Annotated in this window: 21 protein-coding genes; 10 read left to right on the forward strand and 11 right to left on the reverse strand. The window is 63.9% G+C overall.

The window, feature by feature from the left end:
- Window positions 1–7: 7 nt before the first annotated feature.
- Both JN280_RS30985 and JN280_RS30990 read right to left on the reverse strand, forming a co-directional pair.
- Window positions 8–913, reverse strand: a complete 906-nt coding sequence (locus JN280_RS30985) for a carbohydrate ABC transporter permease (protein WP_244742305.1) — start codon at window positions 911–913, stop codon at window positions 8–10.
- A gap of 114 nt (window positions 914–1,027) precedes the next feature.
- A complete protein-coding gene (locus tag JN280_RS30990) occupies window positions 1,028–2,284 on the reverse strand; it encodes an ABC transporter substrate-binding protein (protein WP_202307955.1) in 1,257 nt (418 codons plus the stop codon).
- 503 nt (window positions 2,285–2,787) lie between these two features.
- On the opposite strand from JN280_RS30990, the gene JN280_RS30995 reads away from it, so the two are divergent.
- The 4 genes from JN280_RS30995 (at window position 2,788) to JN280_RS31010 (ending at window position 6,182) form a co-directional block, all read left to right on the forward strand.
- Window positions 2,788–3,705 (forward strand): aldo/keto reductase, encoded by a 918-nt coding sequence (locus tag JN280_RS30995; RefSeq protein WP_202307956.1) that lies wholly within the window; start codon window positions 2,788–2,790, stop codon window positions 3,703–3,705.
- A gap of 21 nt (window positions 3,706–3,726) precedes the next feature.
- Window positions 3,727–4,410: a DUF6064 family protein gene (locus JN280_RS31000; protein ID WP_244742309.1), complete on the forward strand. Its 684-nt coding sequence runs from the start codon at window positions 3,727–3,729 to the stop codon at window positions 4,408–4,410.
- Window positions 4,411–4,618: 208 nt separating this feature from the next.
- Window positions 4,619–5,449 carry an FAS1-like dehydratase domain-containing protein gene (locus JN280_RS31005; protein ID WP_202315143.1) on the forward strand — a complete coding sequence of 277 codons (831 nt, stop codon included), beginning with the start codon at window positions 4,619–4,621 and terminating at the stop codon, window positions 5,447–5,449.
- A gap of 169 nt (window positions 5,450–5,618) precedes the next feature.
- Entirely contained in the window at window positions 5,619–6,182 is a 564-nt protein-coding gene (locus JN280_RS31010) for a thioredoxin family protein (RefSeq protein WP_202307957.1), read from the forward strand.
- A 53-nt stretch (window positions 6,183–6,235) separates the two neighbouring features.
- On the opposite strand, the gene JN280_RS31015 is transcribed toward JN280_RS31010, so the two are convergent.
- From JN280_RS31015 to JN280_RS31025, 3 genes are all read right to left on the reverse strand, one after another.
- The gene (locus JN280_RS31015) at window positions 6,236–6,613 is read right to left on the reverse strand and encodes a c-type cytochrome (RefSeq protein ID WP_202307958.1); all 378 of its coding nucleotides are present in this window, start codon (window positions 6,611–6,613) and stop codon (window positions 6,236–6,238) included.
- A 511-nt stretch (window positions 6,614–7,124) separates the two neighbouring features.
- Window positions 7,125–7,901 carry a slipin family protein gene (locus JN280_RS31020; protein WP_202307959.1) on the reverse strand — a complete coding sequence of 259 codons (777 nt, stop codon included), beginning with the start codon at window positions 7,899–7,901 and terminating at the stop codon, window positions 7,125–7,127.
- 12 nt (window positions 7,902–7,913) lie between these two features.
- Window positions 7,914–9,299, reverse strand: a complete 1,386-nt coding sequence (locus JN280_RS31025; protein ID WP_446720793.1) for an NfeD family protein — start codon at window positions 9,297–9,299, stop codon at window positions 7,914–7,916.
- A gap of 599 nt (window positions 9,300–9,898) precedes the next feature.
- On the opposite strand from JN280_RS31025, the gene JN280_RS31030 reads away from it, so the two are divergent.
- Both JN280_RS31030 and JN280_RS31035 read left to right on the forward strand, forming a co-directional pair.
- Window positions 9,899–11,428, forward strand: a complete 1,530-nt coding sequence (locus JN280_RS31030) for an ABC-F family ATP-binding cassette domain-containing protein (RefSeq protein ID WP_202307961.1) — start codon at window positions 9,899–9,901, stop codon at window positions 11,426–11,428.
- A gap of 214 nt (window positions 11,429–11,642) precedes the next feature.
- Window positions 11,643–12,608 carry a helix-turn-helix transcriptional regulator gene (locus JN280_RS31035; protein WP_202307962.1) on the forward strand — a complete coding sequence of 322 codons (966 nt, stop codon included), beginning with the start codon at window positions 11,643–11,645 and terminating at the stop codon, window positions 12,606–12,608.
- A 424-nt stretch (window positions 12,609–13,032) separates the two neighbouring features.
- Here the strand turns inward: JN280_RS31035 and JN280_RS31040 are convergent, their stop codons facing one another.
- A complete protein-coding gene (locus JN280_RS31040; protein WP_202307963.1) occupies window positions 13,033–13,449 on the reverse strand; it encodes a VOC family protein in 417 nt (138 codons plus the stop codon).
- Window positions 13,450–13,613: 164 nt separating this feature from the next.
- On the opposite strand from JN280_RS31040, the gene JN280_RS31045 reads away from it, so the two are divergent.
- Both JN280_RS31045 and JN280_RS31050 read left to right on the forward strand, forming a co-directional pair.
- Entirely contained in the window at window positions 13,614–14,114 is a 501-nt protein-coding gene (locus JN280_RS31045) for a peptide deformylase (protein ID WP_202307965.1), read from the forward strand.
- 127 nt (window positions 14,115–14,241) lie between these two features.
- On the forward strand, window positions 14,242–15,891 hold the full coding sequence (locus JN280_RS31050) for an acetolactate synthase large subunit (RefSeq protein ID WP_202307967.1): 1,650 nt from the start codon (window positions 14,242–14,244) through the stop codon (window positions 15,889–15,891).
- 84 nt (window positions 15,892–15,975) lie between these two features.
- Here JN280_RS31050 and JN280_RS31055 read toward each other — a convergent pair whose 3' ends face one another.
- The 4 genes from JN280_RS31055 to JN280_RS31070 all read right to left on the reverse strand — a co-directional run bounded on the left by JN280_RS31055 (window position 15,976) and on the right by JN280_RS31070 (window position 18,587).
- Window positions 15,976–17,211, reverse strand: a complete 1,236-nt coding sequence (locus JN280_RS31055) for an RNA polymerase sigma factor (RefSeq protein ID WP_244742312.1) — start codon at window positions 17,209–17,211, stop codon at window positions 15,976–15,978.
- Window positions 17,204–17,575 carry a YciI family protein gene (locus tag JN280_RS31060; RefSeq protein WP_202307971.1) on the reverse strand — a complete coding sequence of 124 codons (372 nt, stop codon included), beginning with the start codon at window positions 17,573–17,575 and terminating at the stop codon, window positions 17,204–17,206. Before JN280_RS31060 ends, JN280_RS31055 begins: the two co-directional genes overlap by 8 nt.
- Window positions 17,576–17,731: 156 nt before the next feature.
- Window positions 17,732–17,956 (reverse strand): hypothetical protein, encoded by a 225-nt coding sequence (locus tag JN280_RS31065; RefSeq protein WP_202307973.1) that lies wholly within the window; start codon window positions 17,954–17,956, stop codon window positions 17,732–17,734.
- A gap of 31 nt (window positions 17,957–17,987) precedes the next feature.
- Window positions 17,988–18,587: a YdeI/OmpD-associated family protein gene (locus tag JN280_RS31070; RefSeq protein ID WP_202307976.1), complete on the reverse strand. Its 600-nt coding sequence runs from the start codon at window positions 18,585–18,587 to the stop codon at window positions 17,988–17,990.
- A 555-nt stretch (window positions 18,588–19,142) separates the two neighbouring features.
- Here JN280_RS31070 and recQ point away from each other — a divergent pair.
- The gene (gene recQ / locus JN280_RS31075) at window positions 19,143–20,948 is read left to right on the forward strand and encodes a DNA helicase RecQ (RefSeq protein ID WP_202307978.1); all 1,806 of its coding nucleotides are present in this window, start codon (window positions 19,143–19,145) and stop codon (window positions 20,946–20,948) included.
- Window positions 20,949–21,077: 129 nt separating this feature from the next.
- Here recQ and JN280_RS31080 read toward each other — a convergent pair whose 3' ends face one another.
- The gene (locus JN280_RS31080; RefSeq protein WP_244742315.1) at window positions 21,078–23,018 is read right to left on the reverse strand and encodes a DEAD/DEAH box helicase; all 1,941 of its coding nucleotides are present in this window, start codon (window positions 23,016–23,018) and stop codon (window positions 21,078–21,080) included.
- On the opposite strand from JN280_RS31080, the gene JN280_RS39650 reads away from it, so the two are divergent.
- Window positions 22,992–23,555 carry a hypothetical protein gene (locus JN280_RS39650; protein ID WP_244742317.1) on the forward strand — a complete coding sequence of 188 codons (564 nt, stop codon included), beginning with the start codon at window positions 22,992–22,994 and terminating at the stop codon, window positions 23,553–23,555. The two genes, JN280_RS31080 and JN280_RS39650, sit on opposite strands and share 27 nt — an antisense overlap.
- The last annotated feature ends 163 nt before the right edge of the window (window positions 23,556–23,718 follow it).

Here is a 23,718-nt window from a genome sequence, read left to right on the forward strand (position 1 = left end):
TCGTCACCTAGTTCGCGAGCCGCATGCGCTTGATGAACCACGTGCTGAAAGCGACGGTCGCAAACAGCACGAACAGCGAAATCGCCGCCGCATAGCTCGGATCCGCGAAACGATACGCCACCTGGTATATGTACAGGCTCAACGTCTTTGTCCGGTCGGCAGGCCCGCCCCCGGTCAGGATGAACACCAGGTCGAAAAGCCTCAGCGCGTCCATGATGCGGAGCAAAAGCGCGACCGCGATGACCGGTTTCAGGAACGGCAGCGTCAGGTCCCAGAACTGCCGCCAGGCCGAGGCGCCGTCGATCGCCGCTGCCTCATAGGGTTCGTCGGGGAGGCTGGACAGGCCGGCGAGCATCAGCAGGAAGATGAAGGGCGTCCACTGCCAGACATCGGCGACGATCACCGACAACATGGCCAGATTGACGTCGCCGGCCCAGGCCTGGAGGGGCAGGCCCAGCTGGAACATGATCTCGTTGAGAACCCCGAACTGAGGCTCGTAGATGAGCTTCCATGTGATCGCCACGGCGATCGGTGGCAACATCATCGGCAGCATCAGTACGGTCTTCAGGAAGTTCAGCCGCCTTATGTAGCGATCGAGAAGCAGGGCGAGACCGAGGCCGAGCAGGAACTCCGCGCCGACGGCGAAGACCGTGAACACAAGCGTGTTCCAAAGGCCGACATGGAACTGGCCGTCGGTGAGCAGTCTCAGGAAATTGTCCGCGCCGGCAAATTGCCAGGGAATGTCCGGATTGGGGCTTATCCGCGTCGTCGCGGCGACAAACATGTAGATTCCCGGGAAGATCGTCAGCGTCATCAGCACCAGGATCGCGGGCGCAAGCATCAGAACACGCAGATGGCGCTCGGACCAGCGCTCAAGCGCGCCGCCATCGGGCGCGCCTGCATGGATGGTCATCGGAACGTCCGTCGCCATATCAGGTCCTCATGCCGGCGGGCCGCGGGCCCGCCCCCGCAATGCCGTACGACGTTCATCAACGGGATACCTCTCACAATCCCGCTCCGTGATCGGCTATTTGATGCCGGTGATCTGTTCGACCTCGCGCTGCGAGTTCTTGAGCGCCTCTTCCGGCGTGATCGTCCCGGCAACCGCCTTGGACAGTTCGATGCCGAACGTGTTCTCGATCTCGGGCCATTTCGGGTGGCGCGGCCGCGGCGTGGAAGCCTCAATGGCCTGCATCAGCACCGGATAGTGCCGGAACTTCTCCTGGCTGGTCAGATCCGGATCGGTGAAGGTGGACTTGCGCACCGGAGGATTGCCGCGCTCGGCCGAGATCTTGATCTGTTCGGGCGAGGTCGCCCACAGCATGAAGTCGAAGGCTTCCTGTTTGTTCTTGGCCGCAGCCATGATGCCCATGGTCCAGTGGCCGATCTCGGAACTGCCCGGCTTCGTGCCCGCCGGTATCTGCGAGTAGGAGATCTTGCCGACCATTCTCGACTGGCTCGGGTCCTCGAAGGTCGCGACCCAGTTGGGCCAGTTGATCGACGACGCCGCGGTGCCCGCCGCCAACGCCTGTCCGACCTCATTGGCGTTGTAGCTTTCGACGCCCTTCGGCGAGACGTCGCGCAGCGCCATGAACATCTCCATGGCCTGCGCCCCTTCAGGCGTGTCGATCGTCACCTTCGACCTGTCCGCGTTGAACATGTCGGCGCCGTAGGACCAGAACAGGGGCATGAAATCGGCGACCACGGGGTTGCCCTGGCCGCCGCGGAAGACGTAGCCGAAATAGCGGCCACCGCCTTCCTTGCTCAGGGACGTGGCCGCTTTCAGCACGTCGTCCCAGGTCTTCGGCGCCTCGACGCCGGCTTCTTTGTATTTGGCCGCGTCGTAGAAGAACATCTGCGCGTTGCCGACATAGGGCAGGCAGACATAGGGACCGGTGTTGTACGGGTTGCGGCAGATAGCCAGCGACTTCGACAGGAAGTCATTGTCGGGGCCGTCAAGCCCGGCTTTCCCGAAATAGGGCGTCAGATCTTCGAGATGGCCGTTCTCGGCGAAGAACGGGATCCAGGGATCGTCCATCAGCACGATGTCGAAGGCGCCCGATTTCGTCTGTCCGGCATTCGCCGCCTGCTCGAACACATTGCTGTAGGGCGCCTGGACGATCTCGACCTTGACGTTCTTCGATTTCGAATAATCGGCAGCCGCGGCCCGAAGACCGTCACCTTCGCTGCCCGAAGGCACCAGAACCGTGAAATCAGCCGAGGCACCAGTCGCAACCAGCGACGAAAGCGCGACGGCCGCCGTGAGAAGCAGTTTCCGAAGCATTCTTTCCTCCCTTGCCAATGGAGGCCACGGCCATCCGGCGACGGGGTGCTGTTGCTTGCCGAAACAACTAATGCCATCCGCTTGTGGGAATGGCTGTCCGCGCCGGGCAAACGGGCGCAACTGCAGCACGACGTTCGCCATGGCGATCTGAGACGCATGGCTCAGCCCCGCTTCGGCCGGATGAAATGGCTGGGAAGCGGAGCCTTCGTGACCTTTGATTATCTTATGCCTTTCCCGGTAGGGCCACAATGACAACCGAGGCCCGCGGGGAAGCGGCTCGGGGACAGCTCGTCTTCCGGATCGCTGTTTTCCGAACTTCGCCGGCTGTGGCCTTGGGCCGGCGGCAAGGTCGATCCGCGCGTGAATGCGCCTTGACCCGATCGAAGGCCGCAAATAGCCATTCCGGTAGCGCCTACCTCTCCCGCTCGGCCGCACTACCTTTCCCGATGCCGTGCGACGCTCGGTCGGCGGCAGTCACGCAGCGCAGACGACGAGGTCACCTCATGATCACGACCCGGAGGTCTTTTGTATGCGGTGCCGGTGCAGCAGCGTCTGTGGCCGCATTCCCTCAGATTTCGCTCGGTGGGGCCCGACAGCCGGAGACCCGCCCCATTCCATCCTCAGGCGAGAGGATACCGGCAGTTGGGCTCGGGACATGGATCACGTTCAATGTCGGCGACGATCCCCTGCTCAGGGACGAATGTGCCGACGTCATCGCAGCCTTCTTCGCATCGGGCGGACGCATGATCGACTCCTCGCCCATGTACGGCTCGTCACAAGCTGTCGTCGGTCATGGTCTGGCAAAGCTCGGCCGGGCGGACGATGTCTTCTCGGCAGAGAAGGTCTGGACCTCATCCGGGCGAAGCGGTCCGGCACAGATCGAGCAGTCGCGCCGCTTCTGGGGAGTGCCTCGTTTCGACCTTGTCCAGGTCCACAATCTTGTCGCATGGAACAAGCATCTCCCGACGCTTGCCGAGATGAAGGCTGCTGGCCGGCTCCGCTATTTCGGCATCACCACCTCGGAGGGCCGCAGACATGATCTCCTCGAAGAAATCATGCTCAGCCATCCGCTGGATTTCGTGCAGCTCAGCTACAACATCGTCGACCGCGAGGCAGAGAAGCGGCTCCTGCCGCTTGCAGTCGAGCGCGGCATTGCCGTGATCGTCAACCGCCCCTTCCGTCAGGGTGCTCTCACCAGACACCTTGAAGACCAGCAACTGCCCGGCTGGGCATCCGAGATCGGCGCTTCGAGCTGGGCACAATTCATCCTGAAGTTCATTCTCTCGCATCCGGCCGTCACCGTCGCCATACCCGCGACCACCCGGGTCGACCACGTGCGCGAGAACATCGCCGCCGCTTCCGGTCCCTTCCCCGATGCCGCGATGCGCGACCGGATGGCAGCCTATGTCCGCGACCTCTGACAGCGGCGGTCGGCGACCGGCATGATGTCGGAGTGGTGGACCTACCGTCCCGAAGATCTCCTGCTGTTCTCCCCGCGCGCTTACTGGCGCTTGTTTGAGCTGCTCAATGCAGAGCTCTGGCCCGTGCAGGTCCTGGCCTTGGCTGCCGGCCTCGTCATTGCAGTTGTGGCGTTCCGCCCCGGACGCAACCATGACCGATGGATCCCGCTTATCCTGGCCGCAGCGTGGACCTTCGTGGGCTGGTCTTTCCTGTGGAACCGGTATGCGACGATCAATTGGCCGATCGCCTATGTCGCACCGGCCTTTGCCCTCCAATCCGCTCTGCTGCTGCTTGCCGGCACGATGCCCAAAGGTCTGGTCTTCGGTCGGCGCGGCATCGGCGGCCGTGCCGGACTGTTCCTGGCAACGGTCGGCATTGTCGCATATCCCGTACTTCCGCCCCTGTTCGGGCGTTCCTGGTCGAGCGCGGAGCTGTTCGGCATGGCGCCCGACCCCACAGCGGTCGTCACATTGGGCCTCCTCCTCTCCGCGCGCGGCAGACTACCGTCGATACTCATCCCAATTCCGCTCGCCTGGTGCCTGCTCAGCGGCACGACGCTTCTTGCGATGAACGATCCGCAAGCCTGGTTCCCCTTTCTGGCAGCCGTCATTGCGCTCGTTGCCGCAGCTCTCAACATGATCGGCAGCCGATCGACCCAGGCATGAGAACTGGCATGCTTCGTCGACAACCCCACCAGAGTTGGAAACCGCGAGGCTCTTTCGGCGCATCCGGCGCTGCTGCACATTGCGGTGGAAACGCCTGGCTGGATCATGAATGGCGGCGGCGCGCCGGCGGCGTGATATCAAGGGCAACTCGGTGCCGTCGCTTGGCGCGCATACGGATGCGATCGGCAAGGGAAACAGGGAGTGGGCCATGGCAGAGATCGACATCGAAGGGATTCGGAGTTGGATCGGATGCACCGAGACTGCTCAAGACACCGTCACGCCTCGCCTCGTGCGCGAGTTTCGCGCGACACTCGGAGATAATGCGCTGAAACGCGCCGACATCGCGCCGCCCGCTATCCACTGGTGCCTCGCGCCAACCGCGCTTCCGCCCGAAAAGCTCGGTCGCGACGGCCACCCCGAGAAAGGCGGCTTCCTGCCGCCCGTGCCGCTGCCGCGGCGCATGTGGGCAGGCGGGCGCATCGCCTTCCATGAGCCCCTGCTCGAAGGAGACGAGGTGACCCGGACGTCCCGTATCGCCGACATCGCCGCCAAGACAGGCAGGAGCGGCAGTCTGGTATTCGTCACGGTCGAGCACGAGTTCGCCACGGAACGGGGCCTTGCCGTGCGCGAGCAACAGGACATCGTCTATCGCGAGGATCTGGCCGCCAGCGTCGCGCCTCCCGCGGCCGCAGAGGCCGCGGGCGCATATCGGGTGGTGGTCGAGGCGACCACGACGCTGTTGTTCCGCTATTCCGCGCTCACCTTCAACGGCCATCGGATCCACTACGATGTCGACTATGCGCGAGAGGTCGAGAACTATGCCGGGCTTGTCGTGCACGGCCCCTTGCAGGCAACCTTGATGCTGCATCTCGCGACCAGGCTGAACGGCGGCAACTGTCCCGCCCGCTTCAGCTACCGCGGTATGGCTCCTCTCTTCGCCGGCGCGCCATTCAGCGTCAATGCCGACGCAACGGGCCTTTCATTCTGGACCGCGAGCGACACAGGGCATGTCGCCATGCGCGCCACGTGTGAACGCTGAAAGGGGAAGCGCACCTTGCTTCATGCGGCATTTCAAGTCTCGGTTCACTCGACGGTAACCGATACCGCCGCGCGACATCCATGCTATGATCGGCACCGGTGCGGGGTCGGCGACGGGCGTTGTTGCGCCTTGGGCAGATCCCGGCCTCGCTTTTGCGAAGGAGGCCGAAATGGCTGCAATCCCCCCTGTGTGCGACTTCGGCTGGCCGGCGATCGACGCTGTCCTCCCCGGTATCGACGGTCGGGATCATTCGATACTCGGACAAGCCGGTCCCAACGGCCTGGTGGTGGCCTTCATCTGCAACCACTGCCCCTATGTGAAAGCGGTAATCGGGCGCATCGTCCGCGACGCCGCCGATCTGAGAGCCGAGGGTATCGGCTTCGTGGCGATCAACTCCAACGATGCACACGCCTATCCCGAGGATTCCTTCGACAACATGAAGCGCTTCGCGGCCGAGCACCGCTTCCCCTTCCACTACCTCCACGACGAGACCCAGAAGGCGGCGCGTATCTACGGTGCCGCCTGCACGCCTGACTTCTTCGGCTTCAACCGCGAGTTCAAGCTGCAGTATCGCGGCCGGCTCGACGCTTCCCGCAAGGAGGAGGGTCCGCCCGACCTGCGGCGCGACCTTTTCGAAGCGATGAAGGAGGTGGCCAGGACCGGCAAGGGACCGAGCGAGCAGGTCGCATCGGTTGGCTGCTCGATCAAATGGAAGGAACGCGAACTGCACTGACGGGACGCCGCGACACGGCGACCCGTGGAGGGTGGAGGGACGGTCGCCTCGAATTAAGGATGCTGTTTCAGATAGGCGATCACATTCGCCAGATCGTCATCCTTCTTCAGGCCGGCGAACGCCATTTTCCCGCCTTTGATCATCCCCTTGGGATTCCTCAGATATTCCGTCAGGCTGGCGTCGTCCCAGACCAGCCCGGCCTTGCCGGCTTCGATCATGGCGGACGAGTATTTGAAATCCGGATGCGTGCCGGCCGTCCGGCCGATGACCCCCTTCAGAGATGGGCCGACCTTGTTCTTGTCCTCGTCGGCGACGTGGCAAACCTTGCATTTGTTGAAGACCTTTTCGCCGGCGGCGGCGTCCTGCGCATGGGACTGGCTTGCGGCGAAGGTCGCTACGGAGATGGCGGCGAAGAATGCGATTGCGCGCATGGCGTTTCCTTCATCGATCGTCGGAACTCTGGACGACTTGACCCATGCCGATGCTTCGACCCCGCCGGCATGCGCGTTGACGCGGGAAAGCGGAATGCCCGCTCCTCCCGAAGGAATTGCGGCGCCTGCATGTTGCGACAAGCTAAAAGGCCTGCAGTGGAAGTCAACGGCGCCAAGATGCCGCGGATTCCAGGAAAACACACATTCGACAATAACATAGCAGCTTTCACAGTCGCCTCCTGCGAGGAAGGCGGCACGTCATGGAGCCTGCGGGACCGGGCAGTTGCCGCGGACCGGGCAAGGAGACGCGGCCGCGTCCGACCCGCCATCGATGCCTGCCTGTTGCGGCCTCAGAAAGAGTCCCGCCGATCGCTCGCAGCCTCCGAAAGGCCCCGCTCGCGGCGCGGAGAGCCCGCACCGGCGGTCGAGGCCTCGTGGATGCGTGAGCATCCGCGACCACTGGATGGGTCAACTTCCAGGCACAAGCCATCCGATGGGGCGGACGGAAGCGTCAACCCGTTGCCGATCGCCTTGCCTCCCCAGTTCCCTGCCCGAGATGGCTCAGCAGGTCGACCGGCAGCGGGAAGACAACGGTGGAAGACCGCTCACCTGCGATATCGTGCAGCGCCGCGAAATAGCGCAATTGCATGGCCAGCGGTTCCTCGGCAAGGATGCGGCCGGCTTCGACGAGCTTTTCGGCCGCCTGCTGTTCGCCTTCCGCGTTGATCACCTTGGCGCGGCGCAACCGTTCGGCCTCGGCCTGCTTGGCGATGGCGCGTATCATGCTCTCGTTGAGGTCGATATGCTTGATCTCGACATTGGTCACCTTGATGCCCCAGGCATCGGTCTGCTGGTCGAGCATCTCCTGGATGTCGCTGTTCAGCCGGTCCCGCTCGGCCAGCATCTCGTCGAGCTCGTGCTTGCCGAGCACCGAGCGAAGCGTGGTCTGCGCAAGCTGGCTCGTCGCCGCCATGAAGTCCTCGACCTTGATGATGGCCCGCTCCGCATCGATGATGCGGAAATAGAGAACGGCGTTGACCTTGACCGAGACGTTGTCGCGCGAGATCACGTCCTGCGGCGGGATGTCCTGCACCACCACTCTCAGGTCCACCCTGACCATCTGCTGCACGAAGGGAATGAGGATGATGAGCCCGGGGCCCTTGACCCCCGTGAAACGCCCCAGCGTGAACACGACACCGCGCTGGTATTCGCGCAAGATACGGATCGCCGCAGAAAGAAACAGGACGATGGCGAGCGCAATGACAAGATAGCTTACATATTCGATCATCGTGAACACCCTTCATTTGTCGTCGTCGGGCCGCCCCACCACCAGGGTCAGTCCGTCGACGGCCGTCACCCGGACCGTTTCGCCTGGAACAAAGCCCTCTCCTCCCCGTGCCTGCCATCGTTCGCCTTGCGCCGCCACGTGCCCGGCATCTCCCGACCAATCCAGGATTTCAACCGGCAGGCCACGCATGGCCTGGGTCCCAATGCGCGCCGGGATTTTGCGCGCCCGCCACAGATAGCGCCCGGTGAGCAAGGTCAGCCCGAAGATCATGGCTGCCGCGATCGCTATTACCGTCCACGACAGTTGGAAGCCGGGCGCTTCGACCCTGAGCAGCATGCTTGCGCCGAGGAGAAACGCCACGAGCCCGCCAAGGCCAAGAACAATGGTCGGGTTGAAAGCCTCGACGATCAGGAAGACGATCCCCAGAAGCATCAGAGCGAGGCCGGCATAGTCGATCGGCAGCAGGTCGAGCGCAAAGAGACCGAGCAACAGACAGATGAGGCCGATCACGCCCGGAGCGACCGCACCGGGCGTGGAGAACTCGAAGACGAGACCGTAAATGCCGATCAGCATGAGGATAACGGCGACGTTGGGATTGGTGATCACCGAGAGGATACGGATCAGCCAGCCCGGCTCCAGCGTCTCGACGCGCAAGTCCCTTGTCGCGAGAGGCCGCTCTTTCCCATCGGCGCCCTTCACGTCCCTTCCGTCTATTCCTTCGAGGAGTGCGGGCGTATTGCGGGCAACGAGATCGATGACACGCTCTTTCAGTGCTGCGTCGGCGGACAGGCTGGCAGCCTCGCGCACGGCCTTTTCCGCCCAATCGGCATTGCGCCCCCGCAGTTCGGCAAGACTGCGGATGAAGGCCGCGGCATCATTGGTCGCCTTCGCCGACATCGTATCTTTTGGCGGCGGCGCCGTCTTGTCTCCCTCCTTGCCGTCCTTGTTGTCGTCGGAGGGTGACGGCAGTCCCGGGAATGGGCTTCCGAGCTCGACGGGCGTCGCGGCGCCGAGATTGGTGCCTGGGGCCATCGCCGCCAGATGGGTGGCGTAGAGGATGTAGGTGCCGGCGCTCGCGGCGTGGGCTCCCGAAGGAGCGACGTAGCCGACCACCGGAACGGATGAGGCGAGGATGTCGGCGATGATCTCGCGCGTGCTTGAGACGAGACCGCCCGGGGTGTTCAGCCGCAGGATCGCGATCTCGGCATCCCGTTCGGCTGCGGTCGCCAGACCGTCCTTCACATGTCTGGCGGTTGCGGGCCCAATGGCCCCGTCGATCTCGATGACGAGTCCAAGCCGGCCATTGCCGCTCTGTTCCTGTGCGATGGACAAGAATGTGGCAAGCCACGCAGCAGCAGCCAGAACCAATGCCAGAACAACCGCACCAGTTCGTTTCACGCCTACAACTCCATACATTAGATATGGGGCCGCAGGCGCCGAAATCCATTTTTGCACGCTCACGTTGGTGAATGCGGCCATGCCGCGGGGTCGACCACCATCGCGTCAGGGTCAGGTAAGGTCGCGGCAGCAGATCGGCGAGACGATCGATGGCGCCAATTCTGACGGCATTGGGGGTCCCGAAGATACGATCGAGACAGGAGGCCGCATCGGACTCGAGTCCGACGCAGAACGTGTCTATGCCCATCCGGTTCAGGCCGAGCACGGCCCTGCGCGCATTGCGACGAACGATTGCGTCTTGGTCCCGGCGAGGTTATTGCTTGACGATGACTCAAGCAGAAAGGAGGGCTGCGTGATCACGTTCTTTCGTCACCACCGTCAGCGCGGCCCCGTTCAGGCCCTGCAAACGCGTTTGCAGGGCTGACCCGAGACGATCCCGTTCTCTTCCGGTCCGCCCAAGCGGCAGGTGTCGAGCGCTGAAGCTTGATGCCTCGCCGGTTTCGACCACCCTACAGACCGCCGAAGGCTCCATTCATGCAATCGGCATCGCCATGTCCGCGGCATGACTGGCGTCCCATCGGGCAGACCAGAGAACAAAAATGACCTCGATCAATTTGAGAAATGTCGGCGTGACACTCGTCGACACGCTCTATTCCAATCTCGACATCGCCATCACGGCCGGCGACCGGCTGGGCGTCGTCGCCGCCAACGGCAGAGGAAAGTCGACCCTGCTCCGTTGCATCGCCGGCAGCTTCGAGCCGACGTCGGGAGACATCACACGCTCGCGCGGGCTGCGCATCGGCCATGTGGAGCAGGATGTTCCGGCAAGCCTCTCCGACACGTCCTTTCGTGAGGCTGTGCGGCTGGCGCTGCCGCCTGACCAGGCCGAAAGCGAGGCATGGCGGGCCGACATGGTGCTCGAATCCCTCGAAGTGCCCGAGCCGCTCCGCGACCGACCGCTGGGCAGGCTGAGCGGCGGCTGGCAAAGGCTTGCCATGCTTGGCCGGGCGTGGGTGACCGAGCCGGACATGTTGCTGCTCGACGAGCCCACCAATCATCTCGACCTCGCCCGGATCATGCAGTTGGAGGACTGGCTGAATGCCCTGCCGCGGGACGTGCCGGTGGTGATCTCCAGTCACGACCGTGCGTTCCTCGACGCCACCACCAACCGGACATTGTTCCTTCGGCCCGAGGCGTCACACGTCTTCTCGCTGCCCTATGCGCATGCGCGCGCCGCCCTCGACGAGGTCGACGCCGCGCAGCAGCGGCAGTACGAGCGCGACATGAGGACCGCCGATCAGCTGCGCCGGCAGGCCACCAAGCTCAACAATATCGGCATCAACTCGGGAAGCGACCTTCTCACGGTCAAGACCAAGCAGCTCAGGCAAAGGGCGGAGCGGCTGGAGAACGCCGCGCGGCCGGGACATCAGGAGCGCTCGGCAGGCGCCATCAAACTCGCCAACCGCGGAACGCATGCCAAGGTGCTCGTCACTATCGACGACGCCCCGGTGGGGACGCCAGACGGGACGTTGCTGTTCCGGACGGGCAAACAATGGCTCCGCCAAGGCGACCGCGTCGCGCTGCTCGGACGCAACGGCGCCGGCAAATCACGCTTGATCGAGATGGTCAGGGAGGCGATCACCAATCCCGACACCTCTGCTGGCGCGGTCAAGGCCACTCCTTCGCTGAAACTCGGTTACAGCGACCAGGCGCTGTCGGGGGTCGGCGACGACGAAACGCCGATGAGCGCCATCCTGCAGCGCTTCGAGGTCGGAGACCAACGCGCCCGAAGCCTGCTGGCGGGAGTGGGCATGAGTATCGACATGCAGGGCAAGGTGGTCGGCAGGCTGTCCGGCGGGCAGAGAGCGCGCCTGGCGATGCTGGTGCTGCGGCTGACCAATCCCAATTTCTACCTGCTCGACGAGCCAACCAACCATCTCGACATCGACGGGCAGGAGGCGCTCGAAGGCGAGTTGACGGCGCGTGAGGCGAGCTGCCTCTTCGTCTCGCACGACCGCAGTTTCGTGCGAGGCGTGGCCAACCGGTTCTGGCTCATCGACAGGCGACGCATGATCGAGGTCGACGGCCCTGAGGCCTATTTCGCTGCTGCCGCCCGAGGCACCGCCTGACGACGCAGCGCCTGAGCGCCGCACACACATCGGCGCCCAAAGGCCGTTCGAAGAAAGCGTACAGTTTTCGGGCCGATACCATGGGTCCCTGGCGGTACCTCTGTTCGCCGGGACCGACGTGGCCAAAAGGGTGCGAAGGTCACCGGCACACGCATAACTTGCAAATGCATAGAAGATGAGTATTGTCGCGGCGGGGATATTGGGAGCCGCACAAGTGCCTCCGCATACCGCTGAACAGGCCGACCAGCTTTCATCCTTCTGTGCCGGCGACATTCCGGAGCATCACCGGGATGAGTATATCCGTGACTTCTACGGCCGCATACAGATGCGCTTGCATATTAAGCCGCATGAAGATCATTCCCTGAAATTCAAGGCGACGACGTTGCTGCTTCCCGGCATCACCTGCACGAAGGCTTCCGTGTCGCCGATGGCATGGGACCGGACCGAGGAACTGATGGCCGACGGCAACGACGACATCATCCTTTCCTGGAACAGCGGCGGCTACCGCTTCGACATGCCGGGCCGCGGAGAGTTCGAGACAAGCCCCGGCACCGCGGCGATCCTGCCGCTCGACCGCCGATTCTCGGTCGAAACGCGCGATTCCCGCTGGACCATGGCGCTGCAGTTCAAGCGCTCGCTGCTGGCGCCTCTGGTCAGGAACCTCGACGACATCCGCCCCGACAGCATAGGTCGCGCACGGCCGGCGCACCGCCTGCTGTTCGGCTATCTGTGGTCGCTGCAGGAACTTGGGCCCCCGGGCGACCTGGCGCCTCTCCTGTCGCGCCACATCGCCGACATTCTCGCTGCGGCATTCGGGGACCTCGAACACGAGCCGCAGACGCCAGGCGTGCGCGCCGCGCGCCTCGCCGCGATCAAGCAGCATATATTGCGCAATCTGTGCGACCCCGGACTTAGCGCCGAGCAGCTGTCGCGCAAATTCGAGATCAGCGCGCGCTATATCCGCCAGCTCTTCGCGGACGAAGGCACAAGCTTCTCAGACTATGTGACGGAGCAGCGGCTTGCCCATGTGCATAGCTGCCTGACCGACCCCCGGCAGATATTGCGGAGGGTCGCCGACATCGCCTTCGATGCCGGCATCACCGAGCCGTCGACCTTCTACCGGCAGTTCCGGCACCGCTACGGCATGACGCCGACGGATGCCCGTCGCCAGCTCAGATAGAGCAATTCCAGCAAGAGTGCGCAGCGGTCTTGCGTCCCGGAAGCTGCGCCGCCCTATCTTCGTCATTCTCGGGCCCGCGCCTACGCGAAGCGTGGGCGAGGTGACCCGAGAATCCATGCCGTGAAATCGCGGACGACTGTCTCGGTGCAGAATATGTGCGGGCTTGGGCAGGTGGATAGGGGAGCCATCCTCTTCCTCGACCGTCTCCGGCCTTCGGGTCGGTCACGGCATGGATCCACGGATCGGTGCGCCCTGCGCTTCGCTGCGTGCGCTCGTCCGTGGATGACGAAGCGGACATGTTGCCCGCTGATTACCGGCGACCATTCTGTCGTGTACTATGGACTCGGAGAAAAGCGGAAATTGCTCGAGACCGGCTCCCGGAGCGCTGCCCCTCTCCTGCCGAAACTACCGAAGACCGCCGTGACTACCCTTGCGAGGCCGTCGCCTGCTCGACGTCCATCCACACCACTTCCCAGGTGTGCCCGTCCGGATCATCGAAGCTGCGGCTATACATGAAGCCGTGGTCCTGCGCGGGGCGGGGATCGACCGCACCGCCCGCTCCCTTCGCCCTGTCGAGAACCGCATCGACCTCGGCCCGGCTTTCCGCCGTGATGGCGATGAGCACCTGGCTGGTCTTGCGTGCATCGGCGATCGGCTTCGAGGTAAACTGGCTGTATTTGTCGTGGGTCAGCAGCATGGCGTAGATGGCATCCGAAAACACCATGCTGGAGGCCGTGTCATCGCTGAACTGGTCGTTCTTGCTCGCGCCGAGCGCCTGGTAGAAAATGGTGGACTTCGCGAGGTCGCGGACCGGAAGATTGATGAAGACCATCTTGGACACGGAACTTCCTTTCAATATCTGAACTGCACTAAAGCTGACCCGTCGCCACCCCGGCTCGGATGCCCGATGCCAGCTTCTGGCCCGGACCACCGTCCGGGGACCAATACCGTCCCGGTGGTGAAGGTGGCGTCGAAGATGAGGAATAGCAAGGTGCGCACCATTTCATGAGCATCCGGTCGATCGTCAGGTTTCCCGATCCGCGCCTGCGGAGGGTCGCCGAGTCCGTGACCGTCTTCGACGCGGTTTTGAGCGGTCTCGCCCAGGACCTGCTCGACACGATGCGGGCAGCGCCCGGGATCGGCATTGCAGGGCCGCATATCGGCGTTCCCTTGCGGCTGGTGGTGCTGGAGCTGCCGGCCGCTGACGGTCCGCGTATCTATATCAATCCGAGAATCGACTGGGCTTCTCCCGAGATGGTCCGCCATACCGAAGGGAGCGTCTCCATGCCCGGCGTGACAGAAGTGGTTGAGCGCCATGCGCGGATACGCATAGCCTATCAGGATCTGGCCGGGGCAGAGCAGACGGAGGAGGCAGAGGGCCTGCTCGCCGTCTGTCACCAGCATGAGATCGACCAGCTCGACGGCATCTTCTGGATCCAGAGGCTGTCGCGGCTGAAGCGTGACCGGCTGCTCAGGCGCTACGAAAAATTGATGAGGGGCTCCTGACCGAACGCACCGGCGAGCGCGTGACTCGCGCGCGGACTCGGGGCACTTTAGACCTATCGGCGAATCCGTCGCGGGCCCGAAGATTGGCCGCCCGCGCCAGCGAATGATGGAAATCCGGGAAATGGCCATGCTGAAGGGTTCCGACATACTGGTAGCGGCGCTCGAGAACGAAGGCGTCGATCGCATATTCGGCGTTCCGGGCGAAGAGAACCTCGATGTGGTCGAATCCCTGCGTACGTCCGGCATCGAGCTGGTTCTCACGCGGCATGAGCAGGCTGCCGCCTTCATGGCCGCCACTCATGGCCGGCTGACCGGCAGGCCAGGCGTCTGCCTGTCGACGCTCGGGCCGGGCGCGCTGAATTTCTCGACCGGCGCCGCCTATGCCAATCTCGGCGCCATGCCGATGATCCTCATCACCGGCCAGAAGCCGATCATGACTGCCAGGCAGGCACGGTTCCAGATCGTCGACGTCGTCGCCTCCATGCGGCCGCTGACCAAGATGACGCGGCAGATCGTCAGCGCCGGCAGCATCCCCTCCGCCGTTCGGGACGCCTTCCGCGTCGCCATGGAGGAACGGCCGGGCCCGGTGCATCTCGAATTGCCGGAAGACGTCGCAGGCAACATGGTCGACGAGGCCCCGCTGATCCCGGTCCATCCCCTGGACAGGCCGGTGGCCGCCGCCGCAGCGATCGACCGGGCCGTGGAGATGATCCTGAAGGCCAAGCGTCCGCTGGTGATGATCGGCGCGGCCGGCAATCGCCCGCGGCTGGTCGAACCGCTGTCGGACTTCGTGCGCCGCACGCGCCTGCCCTTCTTCAACACGCAGATGGGCAAGGGCGCCGTCCATGGCGGATCCAATCTCTATATGGGCACGGCCGCCCTGTCCGAACGCGACTATGTGCATGATGCGATCGACCAGGCCGACCTGATCGTCTCGATCGGCCATGACACGGTGGAGAAGCCGCCCTTCCTGATGAAAAGCGCCGGCGGCCCCCGGGTGATCCATGTCGGCTACGGCTCCGCCAATGTGGAACAGGTCTATCACCCCGATGCCGAGGTCATCGGCGACATCGGCGCGACCGTGACCGCGCTCGCCGAGCGCCTGGGCGGTCGGCTCGATCCAGACCCGGCCTTCATCGCCCTGCGCCAGGAGATCCTCGAGCGGATCAACGACCGCGCCGAGGAGGACCGCTTTCCGGTCACGCCGCAGCGCCTCGTGCACGATGTGCGCAAGGTCATGCCGGAAGACGGCATAGTCTGCCTCGACAACGGCATGTACAAGATCTGGTTCGCCCGCAACTACCGCACCCATGTCGCCAACACGCTGCTGCTCGACAATGCGCTCGCCACCATGGGCGCCGGTCTGCCGTCGGCAATGATGGCGGCAATGCTCCATCCCGAACGGCGCGTCATGGCGGTCTGCGGCGACGGCGGCTTCATGATGAACTCGCAGGAGATGGAGACCGCCGTCCGGCTCGGGCTCCACTTGGTCGTCGTCGTCCTCAACGACGGCGCCTACGGCATGATCCGCTGGAAGCAGGCGGTCGACGCGTTCCCGGATTTCGGCCTGACCTTCGGAAATCCGGATTTCGTGCGCTACGCCGAGGCCTATGGCGCCAAAGGTTCGCGCGTCACCGATGCGGCGATGCTGGCGCCGACACTGGAGGCGGCATTCGCCGGCGGCGGCGTCCATCTCGTCGACGTGCCGATCGACTATTCCGAGAACACACGCGTGCTGGTCGAGGAACTGGGCGCCCGTTCGATCGACGCAAGGTGAACGCGACGGGTGGCGGCGCGCCGATCAATCCTCCATTTCGGCGCCGCGTTGCGGTGGTCGCACCTCCGGGCGCGCAGCCCAACATCAATGGGCCGAGCACAACGCCCGCCGGCGCTTGAGGAACTCGGCCTCGGCCTCATTGCCGACCGAGGCGATGGCAGCGTCGTAGGCGCGGGCGGCTTCCGGCAGCCGGCCCAGCCGCGCGAGCAGGCCGGCCCGGACCGCGTGGAACAGATAGTAGCGGTCGAGTTCGAGTTCGTTGACGATCGCCAGCGCAGCCGCCGGCCCTTCGACCTCCGCTACTGCGACAGCACGATTGAGCGCCACCACCGGGGTCGGCGCGATCGCCATGAGCTGGTCATAGAGTTGCAGGACCTGCCTCCAGTCCGTGTCGCCAGCACTCGCGGCATCGTCATGGACGGCGTTGATCGCGGCCTGGATCTGATATGGACCCGGCCGGTTCAAGCCCAGGCATTGCCGCACCAGCGCCTGCCCTTCCAGGATCAAGGCGCGATCCCAGATCAGGCGATCCTGGTCGGCCAGGAGGATGATTTCGCCCGCCGAATCCAGTCGCGCGGGCCGGCGCGCTTCGACGAGCAGCATCAGCGCAAGAAGGCCCTTCGCCTCCGGCTCAGCCGGTATCAGCAAGACGAGCAGCCTGCCCAGCCGGATGGCCTCGGCGCACAAGGCGTCGCGCGTGAGCTGCTCCCCGCGGCCCGCGACATAGCCTTCGTTGAAGATCAGATAGATCACGGCCAGCACCGCACGAAGCCGCTCCGGCAGATCCTCGGCCTTCGGAACGCGATAGGGGATGCCTGCATCGCGGATCTTGCCCTTCACCCGGACCAGGCGTTGAGCCATTGTCGCTTCGGACACGAGGAAGGCACGGGCGATCTCCGCCGTGGTCAGGCCGCCCAGCAGCCGCAACGTGAGAGCGACCTGCGCATCGGCTCCGAGCGCCGAATGGCAGCAGGTGAAGATGAGGCGCAGGCGATCGTCGGTCACGTCTTCCACGGCACCCTCCATTTCTTCCTCCGTCTGCATCAGCACGGCGTGCGCATGGCGTTCATTGCGGGATGCCTCCCTGCGCAACCTGTCGATGGCGCGGTTGCGCGCCGTCGTGATGATCCATCCCGCCGGGCTCGGCGGGATGCCGGCGATCGGCCAGCGCCTGAGCGCCTCGACAAAGGCGTCCTGGACCGCTTCTTCCGCGAGCGAGATGTCGCGGAAGAGGCGGATCAGCGTAGCGACGGCGCGGCCATGCTCCTCGCGGAAGACGCGCTCTATCGCCCCTGCCGGGAGCCGAGGCGGGTCAGCCACGCATGCACATGTCGTGCCTGGGGTCGCCATGAAACGGCCTGACCTCGATGGGAAGCGTGATCGCCCGGGCAAGCTTCGCCCCCCATTTCAGAGCCTCATCGAGATCCGCGGCCTGGATCACGGTGAAGCCGCCGATATGTTCCTTGCCTTCGGCGAAGGGGCCATCGGTCGTCAACAACTGTCCCTCCTTCACCCGGACCACGGTCGCGGTGCTCGGTGGATGGAGACCGCCGGCGAACACCCATGCGCCCGAAGCCTTCATCTCCTTGTTGATCTCGTCGAGGTTGCGCATGATCGGCTCCAGGATCTCCTGCGGCGGAGGCGGGCCATCGGGCTGGTAGATGCTGAGCAGGTAAAGGGTCATCGGCTTGTCCTTCAGGCAGCAGAGCCGGCACCATGCCGGCCTTGCACCCGTCAAACGAACGGCTATCCCCCGAATCGACATCGATCGCGCGGGATTGGCAATATTTTTTGCCGCCTCGCTCGCGATGAATCCAGGACCGATGCTACCCCAGAAGCTTCATGAAATTGTGCTTGCGGGCATAGCGCTCTCCTTGAGCGCGGCGACATGGGTGGACTGCTCGCGGCCGTCGCGCAGGCTGGCAATGTGGCGGATGAGTTTCACGGCCTCTTCGTAGGCCTGATTGCCGCCCGTCCTTACAAGCTCGTCAACACGCTCGACATAGACCTTCACGGCCTCCCGGGAATGGGTCGCCTCGGTCGCCCGTGCAAGGTCAAGCTTCACGCCCGTCCCGACCCGATACTTGCGCACCGTTTCACTTGGCGCGCTGCGGATAGATCGTCTCGCCCCGCTTCAGCATCTCGACAAAGCTCTCGATCCTCCTCCTGCGACCGGCATCGGTCCTGATGTTGTGCATGCGGAATGCCAGCGCGAAGCGGTTCTGCTCGCTGAGCTTGTCGAGCATTTCCCGCGCCTCCGGTTCGGCGTCGATGGCCGCCTGCAGGTCATCGGGAATCTTCAGGTTCTTGCCGTTCTGGTAGGCCCGGTCCCAGCGTCCATCAGCCTTCGCCGCCTCGACGTGCTTCAGCCCGTGATCCGTCATCCTGCCTTTACGGATGAGCCTTGCAACATTGTCGACATTGATCTGGCTCCAGATGCTCTTCCTGCCGCGTGGCGTATAGCGCTGTAGATAGCTGGTCGCGTCGAGCCCCTTCCGCACCGCGTCGATCCAACCCCAGCAGAGCACGACGTCGATCGCTTCCTTGGGAGTGATCGATTCGAGCCCTGAATCCACCTTGTGGATCTTGATCCAGACCTCCTCTTCCCGGTCGTGATGCGTGCCGAGCCATGTGTAGAAGCTCTCGGCATCCCTGAATTCCCTGACCTTGTCGGGGTCGACCTTGACCGGCGCCATCAGCCTCTTCGTCTCCGCATCTTCGTCCCGGTGACGTAGTCGCCCGGACCTCCGACGATTGCAAGCCGATCGTGGTTTTGCCCTGGGTTCTCCGCATCAATAGCGAAGGGAAATGAACCTCGCCGATCCCTCGCGCTTGCGGCTGACCGCGGTCAGCCGGCGGAAAGACGGGCTGGGGCGAGCGAAGCGATCCTGCGTGAAGCGGTCGATCCGATTGCCCGGCATCATCGCAGGTCATGAGAAATCGACGGCATGGCGGGAAAGGGAATTCGGCCGCTTCGGCGCCATGGGTTGACTTGAAATGTCGCATCGCGATTGCTGCCGGGAAATATGGAGGAACGAACGAGCCGGAGACATTCCATCGAAGACCTGCAATTATACGTCGCCTGAGCACGGCCGCGAAATACTCCGCTCAGGTCGCGCGGAAGCGTCACATACCTCGGGCCAGGTGCGCCTCGCTGCGCCGGCAGCATGAAATGAAGACTTGCCCGACGCTGCTTCCGCGGGAGAAACCCGCTATTCAAGGAAGTCGTCGTTCCAGAATCGATTCCGCCCATGCCGCCCGATCCGCTATCCATCCTGAAAAGCGTCTATGGCTATGACAGCTTTCGCGGCCGGCAGCGCGAGATCATCGACCATGTGATCGCGGGCAACCACGCCTTCGTGCTGATGCCGACGGGCAGCGGCAAGTCGCTCTGCTACCAGGTTCCGGCGCTTGCCTCTCCGGGCATGGGTCTCGTCATCTCGCCGCTCATTGCGCTGATGGAAGACCAGGTGACGGCACTGAGACAGGCCGGCGTCAAGGCGGCGGCGCTCAATTCCCGGCTCTGGGGCGCGGACAAGGACCAGCTCTGGCGCAAAGTCGAGGACGGCGCGCTCGATCTCCTCTATATGGCCCCGGAAACGCTGTTGAAGCCGGAGAACCTGGACCGGCTGAAATCCGCGCGCCTCTCCCTCGTCGCCATCGACGAGGCCCATTGCCTTTCGCAGTGGGGCCACGATTTCCGGCCCGAATACCGTGCGCTCGACTGTCTCGTCGAAGTCTTCCCCGGCGTACCGCGCATCGCGCTCACCGCCACGGCAGATGCGCCGACGAGAGCGGAGATCGTCGAGCATCTGCACATCGGCGCCCACAACAGCTTCGTCTCCGGCTTCGACCGCCCCAACATCCGCTACTGCGCCGCCGAGAAAACGGGCACGACCCAGCAGATGCTGCGTTTCCTCGAACCCCGCAGGGGCGAGAGCGGCATCGTCTATTGCCTGTCCAAGCGCAAGACGGAAGAAGTCGCCGCCACGCTCAACGCCCACGGCCTCACCGCCCTGCCCTACCATGCCGGCATGGAGATGAGGGCGCGGGACGAAAACCAGCGCCGCTTCCAGCACGAGCAAGGCCTGATCATAGTCGCCACCATCGCCTTCGGCATGGGCATCGACAAGCCCGATGTGCGCTTCGTGCTGCATGTGGACCTGCCGGCCAGCATCGAAGCCTACTACCAGGAGACGGGCCGCGCCGGACGCGACGGCCTGCCCTCGGAAGCGCTGATGCTCTATGGCGCACAGGACATGGCGCTCCGCCGCCGCTTCATCGACGAATCGGAGGCTACCGACGCACGCAAGCGCATGGAGCACCGCAAGCTCGACGCGCTCCTGGGTTTCGCTGAATCCTGCCAGTGCCGCCGACAGGTCCTCCTGCGCTATTTCGGCGATGACTGCGGGCCTTGCGGCAATTGCGACATCTGTCTCGACCCGCCCGAAACCTTCGACGGCTCCATCGCCGCCCAGAAGCTGCTCTCCTGCATCTATCGCACCGGCGAACGTTTCGGGCAGGCGCATGTCATCTCGGTTCTCCTGGGCGAGAGCGACGAGCGCATCGGGCGCCTGGGCCATGACAGGCTCTCCACTTTCGGCATCGGAGGAGAACACGACCGCAACGGCTGGCGCTCGATCGTCCGGCAACTCGTCGCCCGCGGGCTGATCGAGGTGGATGTGGCGGGTCATGGCGGCCTGTCCATCTCTACCGACGGCCGCCAGTTTCTGCGCGAAAAGCCGGCTTTGCGTCTGCGGCTCCTGAAGAAGGCCGGGCAGGACCGGAAATCCGCCCGCCGGGAAACACGGGAAGCGCTCCCTGCCGCCGACCGCACACTTTTCGAGAGGCTGCGCGCCAGACGCATGGAACTGGCCAGGGCGCAGAACGTGCCGCCCTATGTCATCTTCCACGACCGGACGCTTGCCGAAATGGCCGCGCGCCGCCCGCGATCCGCCGCGGAACTCGCCGCCGTCCCCGGCGTGGGCGAGGCCAAGCTGGCACGCTACGGGGCGGCGTTCCTGGAGGTCATCGACGGGGGCGATGAGGGAGCTTGAGAGCAGACGCTCGGCCGAAATCAACCAGTGCCGCACTCGGCTCCCGTCGACGGCCCAAGAACAAGAAGAAGAGTCCCCTGCTCCACGCAATGGCTCGTCACATCGCGAGCCGCCCCATCGATCGCTCTCCTACCTTCCCCTCAAATTGTCCGCCAGCGCCGAGAGCGCGTCCGCGATCTGCCTTGCTGTTTCCGGCGGCGGCAGTGGCATCTTGAGATTTCGCCCTCCCGTGGCCGGATCGCGCTCGATCCACGGATGCGCCGGAGCGCTGGGGTCGTTGGCCGCAGCGAGAGCCGCAACGAACTGCGCGCCGACTTGCACCAGCGCCTGCCACGGATCGGGAGCCGCGACGCGCGCCGGCGCCCCGCCGTCGTCCACGCCTGTGGCCGCAATCTCGCCGGCTTCGATGTCGGCACCCGCATCCTCCCCGAAGCCGCCGGCACCGTCAGCCACGACGTTGTTCATTTCCTCGGCTGGCGTCACGGCCTCGCTCTGTCCCATACGGCCGGTGACGTTCTCCACATCCTTCATGAAGCGGGTGAGCCGCGATCCGCCGAGCGAAATCTCACTTGCGCCGCCGTCCAGGATGCCCGCCGACAAAGAGCGCTTGAACGCAAGAACCGAAAGCATGCCCTCTTCGATCGTCCCCTTCGCCACGAAGTTGACGATCCGCACCGGCCGGGCCTGGCCCATGCGATGAATGCGGGCGATACGCTGTTCGAGGATCGCCGGGTTCCAGGGCAGGTCCATGTTCACGAGGGTCGAGGCATGCTGCAGGTTGAGACCTGTGCTGCCGGCATCGGTCGACAGGAAGATGCGGCAGTTGGGATCGTCACGAAACCGCTCGACCAGTGCCGGCCGTTTGTCCGACGGGATGCCGCCGTGGAAGCTGACATAGCCAAGTCCGAGCTTATCGAGACGGCGAATGATGATGTCATGCGTTCTCGTCCATTGCGAAAACACCACGGCTTTGGCCTCGGAATCCGCGAACAGGTCTTCGAACAGCGCCGCCAGTTCGTCGGCCTTCACGCCATGGTCGGACTCCTGATCCAGCAGGTAGGTGCTGTTGCACGACATGCGCATGTTCTGCAGCGCACAGGTCAGCCGCCGCTGATCCTTGTCGGACAGGAACCTGGTCTTGCGCCAACGCTGGACGATCTTCGCGACCGCGTCGGCGTTTTCCTGGTGATGGAGCGATTGCATCTCGGTCATCGGCACCAGAAGATTCTGGTCGGTCCGGCTGGGCAATTGCCGCAGCACCTCCGATTTGCGGCGGCGGACCATGACCGGCGCCAATGTCTGGCCGATCTTTTCCAACCTGGTATAGCCGGTGACTCGCCCGGCTTCGTCCTTGACCTGGTGCTCGTGAAGCAGCTTCCAGGTCGGTCCCAGCCGATGCTGATCGACAAACTGGACAATGGAAATCAGCTCTTCGAGCTTGTTTTCCAGCGGTGTTCCGGTGAGCACGATCGCGTATGGGCTGTCGACGCGTTTCAAAGCGCGCGCCGCAATGGTGTTCCAGTTCTTCACCCTTTGTGCTTCATCGACGATCACCAGATCGGGCGCCCAGGCCGCGATCAGGTCGAGATCGGGTTTGAGCTTCTCGTAGTTCGTTATCTTGCAGAAATCCGTCAGGGCGTAGTCCTTCTGCCGCTGCGCCCGTCCGCCGTTGATGACCCTCACCGCATTTTCGTCATGTCGCCCCGTGAAACGCATGATCTCGCTTTGCCACTGGTATTTCAGCGAGGTCGGGCAAACCACGAGCACTTTCGATACGCCGAAATGCCGAGCCAATATTTCGGTCGCGGCGATCGCCTGTATGGTCTTGCCCAGGCCCATATCGTCGCCGATCAGCGCCCGCCCCACCTTGACCGCGAACAGCGCACCCTCGGCCTGATAGGGATAGAGCGGCGCCTTCAGGACAGACAGCAGCTTGGGATCGGCCGCTCCGCGCGGGAACAACTGCTCAAGCATGGCGGACCGCCGGTCGGCATCCCGTCGCCCCGCGACGAAATCGAGAGCATCGTCATAGGCGCGAAATTCATGTCCGGACTTCGATGCCACGGCCATGAACCGTTCGAGCTCGCCGAAGCGTTCCTCGGGCAGCAGGCCGTCCTGTTCGAGGTCGAACAAGCCGGCGGCCGCTTCCCTCAATTCGGCAGGGCAATCCGTCCCTGCACGAAAATGCAGGCGACGTTTTCCATCGTTGCGAAGATAAAGTTCGGAGAATGCGGGCTGGTAGCCCCGGGCAAAGGCGGTCTTCGCACCGCGCTTCTTCTCCAGCCTGCCGATTGTGAATTCGATGTGCTTGCAAGTGCCCAACTCGCTGGTGGCGTAGTCAGGGCACGAACAGAAATTCCCTCCCGGCCCTCGGCCTCTGATCGCCACCCGATAGCTGGATTTCGAGACAGGATTGCTGACCCTGAATTCAGAAAAGAACGGTTCGCTCCCAAGATTTTCAAGACCGAACGCCTGCTCGCGGCCGAACTGCCGGCGCAGGCCGCGTTGCCAGTCCAGCGGCGAAAGACCTGCGGGCGCATCCGTGCGAGAGAGTTTGGGTTCCTTGTTCGGCTTGGCCGCGAGGCTTCGGCGCTTCGATTCCATTGAAATGTATCCGCTCCGTTCGGCACAAAAAAGCACTCATCCCGGTGCTGGCGACGCAACCAATGCATCGGCCGCCGAGATAACATCGAAGCCGGTGGCCGGCGTCTCGATTCTGAAATTCGCGTCACCTCACTATCACGCCAGGAGCATGTTTCGGAATGACTGG

The sequence above is a fragment of the Mesorhizobium sp. L-8-10 genome, assembly GCF_016756635.1.
Taxonomy (GTDB): Bacteria; Pseudomonadota; Alphaproteobacteria; order Rhizobiales; family Rhizobiaceae.

What these genes read in the sequence shown, in the direction of transcription:
- JN280_RS30985 (WP_244742305.1), bottom strand. Translation starts at nt 913, where the DNA reads ATGACCATCCATGCAGGCGCGCCCGATGGCGGCGCGCTTGAGCGCTGG.
- JN280_RS30990 (WP_202307955.1), bottom strand. Translation starts at nt 2,284, where the DNA reads ATGCTTCGGAAACTGCTTCTCACGGCGGCCGTCGCGCTTTCGTCGCTG.
- JN280_RS30995 (WP_202307956.1), top strand. Translation starts at nt 2,788, where the DNA reads ATGATCACGACCCGGAGGTCTTTTGTATGCGGTGCCGGTGCAGCAGCG.
- JN280_RS31000 (WP_244742309.1), top strand. Translation starts at nt 3,727, where the DNA reads ATGATGTCGGAGTGGTGGACCTACCGTCCCGAAGATCTCCTGCTGTTC.
- JN280_RS31005 (WP_202315143.1), top strand. Translation starts at nt 4,619, where the DNA reads ATGGCAGAGATCGACATCGAAGGGATTCGGAGTTGGATCGGATGCACC.
- JN280_RS31010 (WP_202307957.1), top strand. Translation starts at nt 5,619, where the DNA reads ATGGCTGCAATCCCCCCTGTGTGCGACTTCGGCTGGCCGGCGATCGAC.
- JN280_RS31015 (WP_202307958.1), bottom strand. Translation starts at nt 6,613, where the DNA reads ATGCGCGCAATCGCATTCTTCGCCGCCATCTCCGTAGCGACCTTCGCC.
- JN280_RS31020 (WP_202307959.1), bottom strand. Translation starts at nt 7,901, where the DNA reads ATGATCGAATATGTAAGCTATCTTGTCATTGCGCTCGCCATCGTCCTG.
- JN280_RS31030 (WP_202307961.1), top strand. Translation starts at nt 9,899, where the DNA reads ATGACCTCGATCAATTTGAGAAATGTCGGCGTGACACTCGTCGACACG.
- JN280_RS31045 (WP_202307965.1), top strand. Translation starts at nt 13,614, where the DNA reads ATGAGCATCCGGTCGATCGTCAGGTTTCCCGATCCGCGCCTGCGGAGG.
- JN280_RS31050 (WP_202307967.1), top strand. Translation starts at nt 14,242, where the DNA reads ATGCTGAAGGGTTCCGACATACTGGTAGCGGCGCTCGAGAACGAAGGC.
- JN280_RS31060 (WP_202307971.1), bottom strand. Translation starts at nt 17,575, where the DNA reads ATGACCCTTTACCTGCTCAGCATCTACCAGCCCGATGGCCCGCCTCCG.
- JN280_RS31070 (WP_202307976.1), bottom strand. Translation starts at nt 18,587, where the DNA reads ATGGCGCCGGTCAAGGTCGACCCCGACAAGGTCAGGGAATTCAGGGAT.
- recQ (WP_202307978.1), top strand. Translation starts at nt 19,143, where the DNA reads ATGCCGCCCGATCCGCTATCCATCCTGAAAAGCGTCTATGGCTATGAC.
- JN280_RS39650 (WP_244742317.1), top strand. Translation starts at nt 22,992, where the DNA reads ATGTCCGGACTTCGATGCCACGGCCATGAACCGTTCGAGCTCGCCGAA.
- JN280_RS31080 (WP_244742315.1), bottom strand. Translation starts at nt 23,018, where the DNA reads ATGGCCGTGGCATCGAAGTCCGGACATGAATTTCGCGCCTATGACGAT.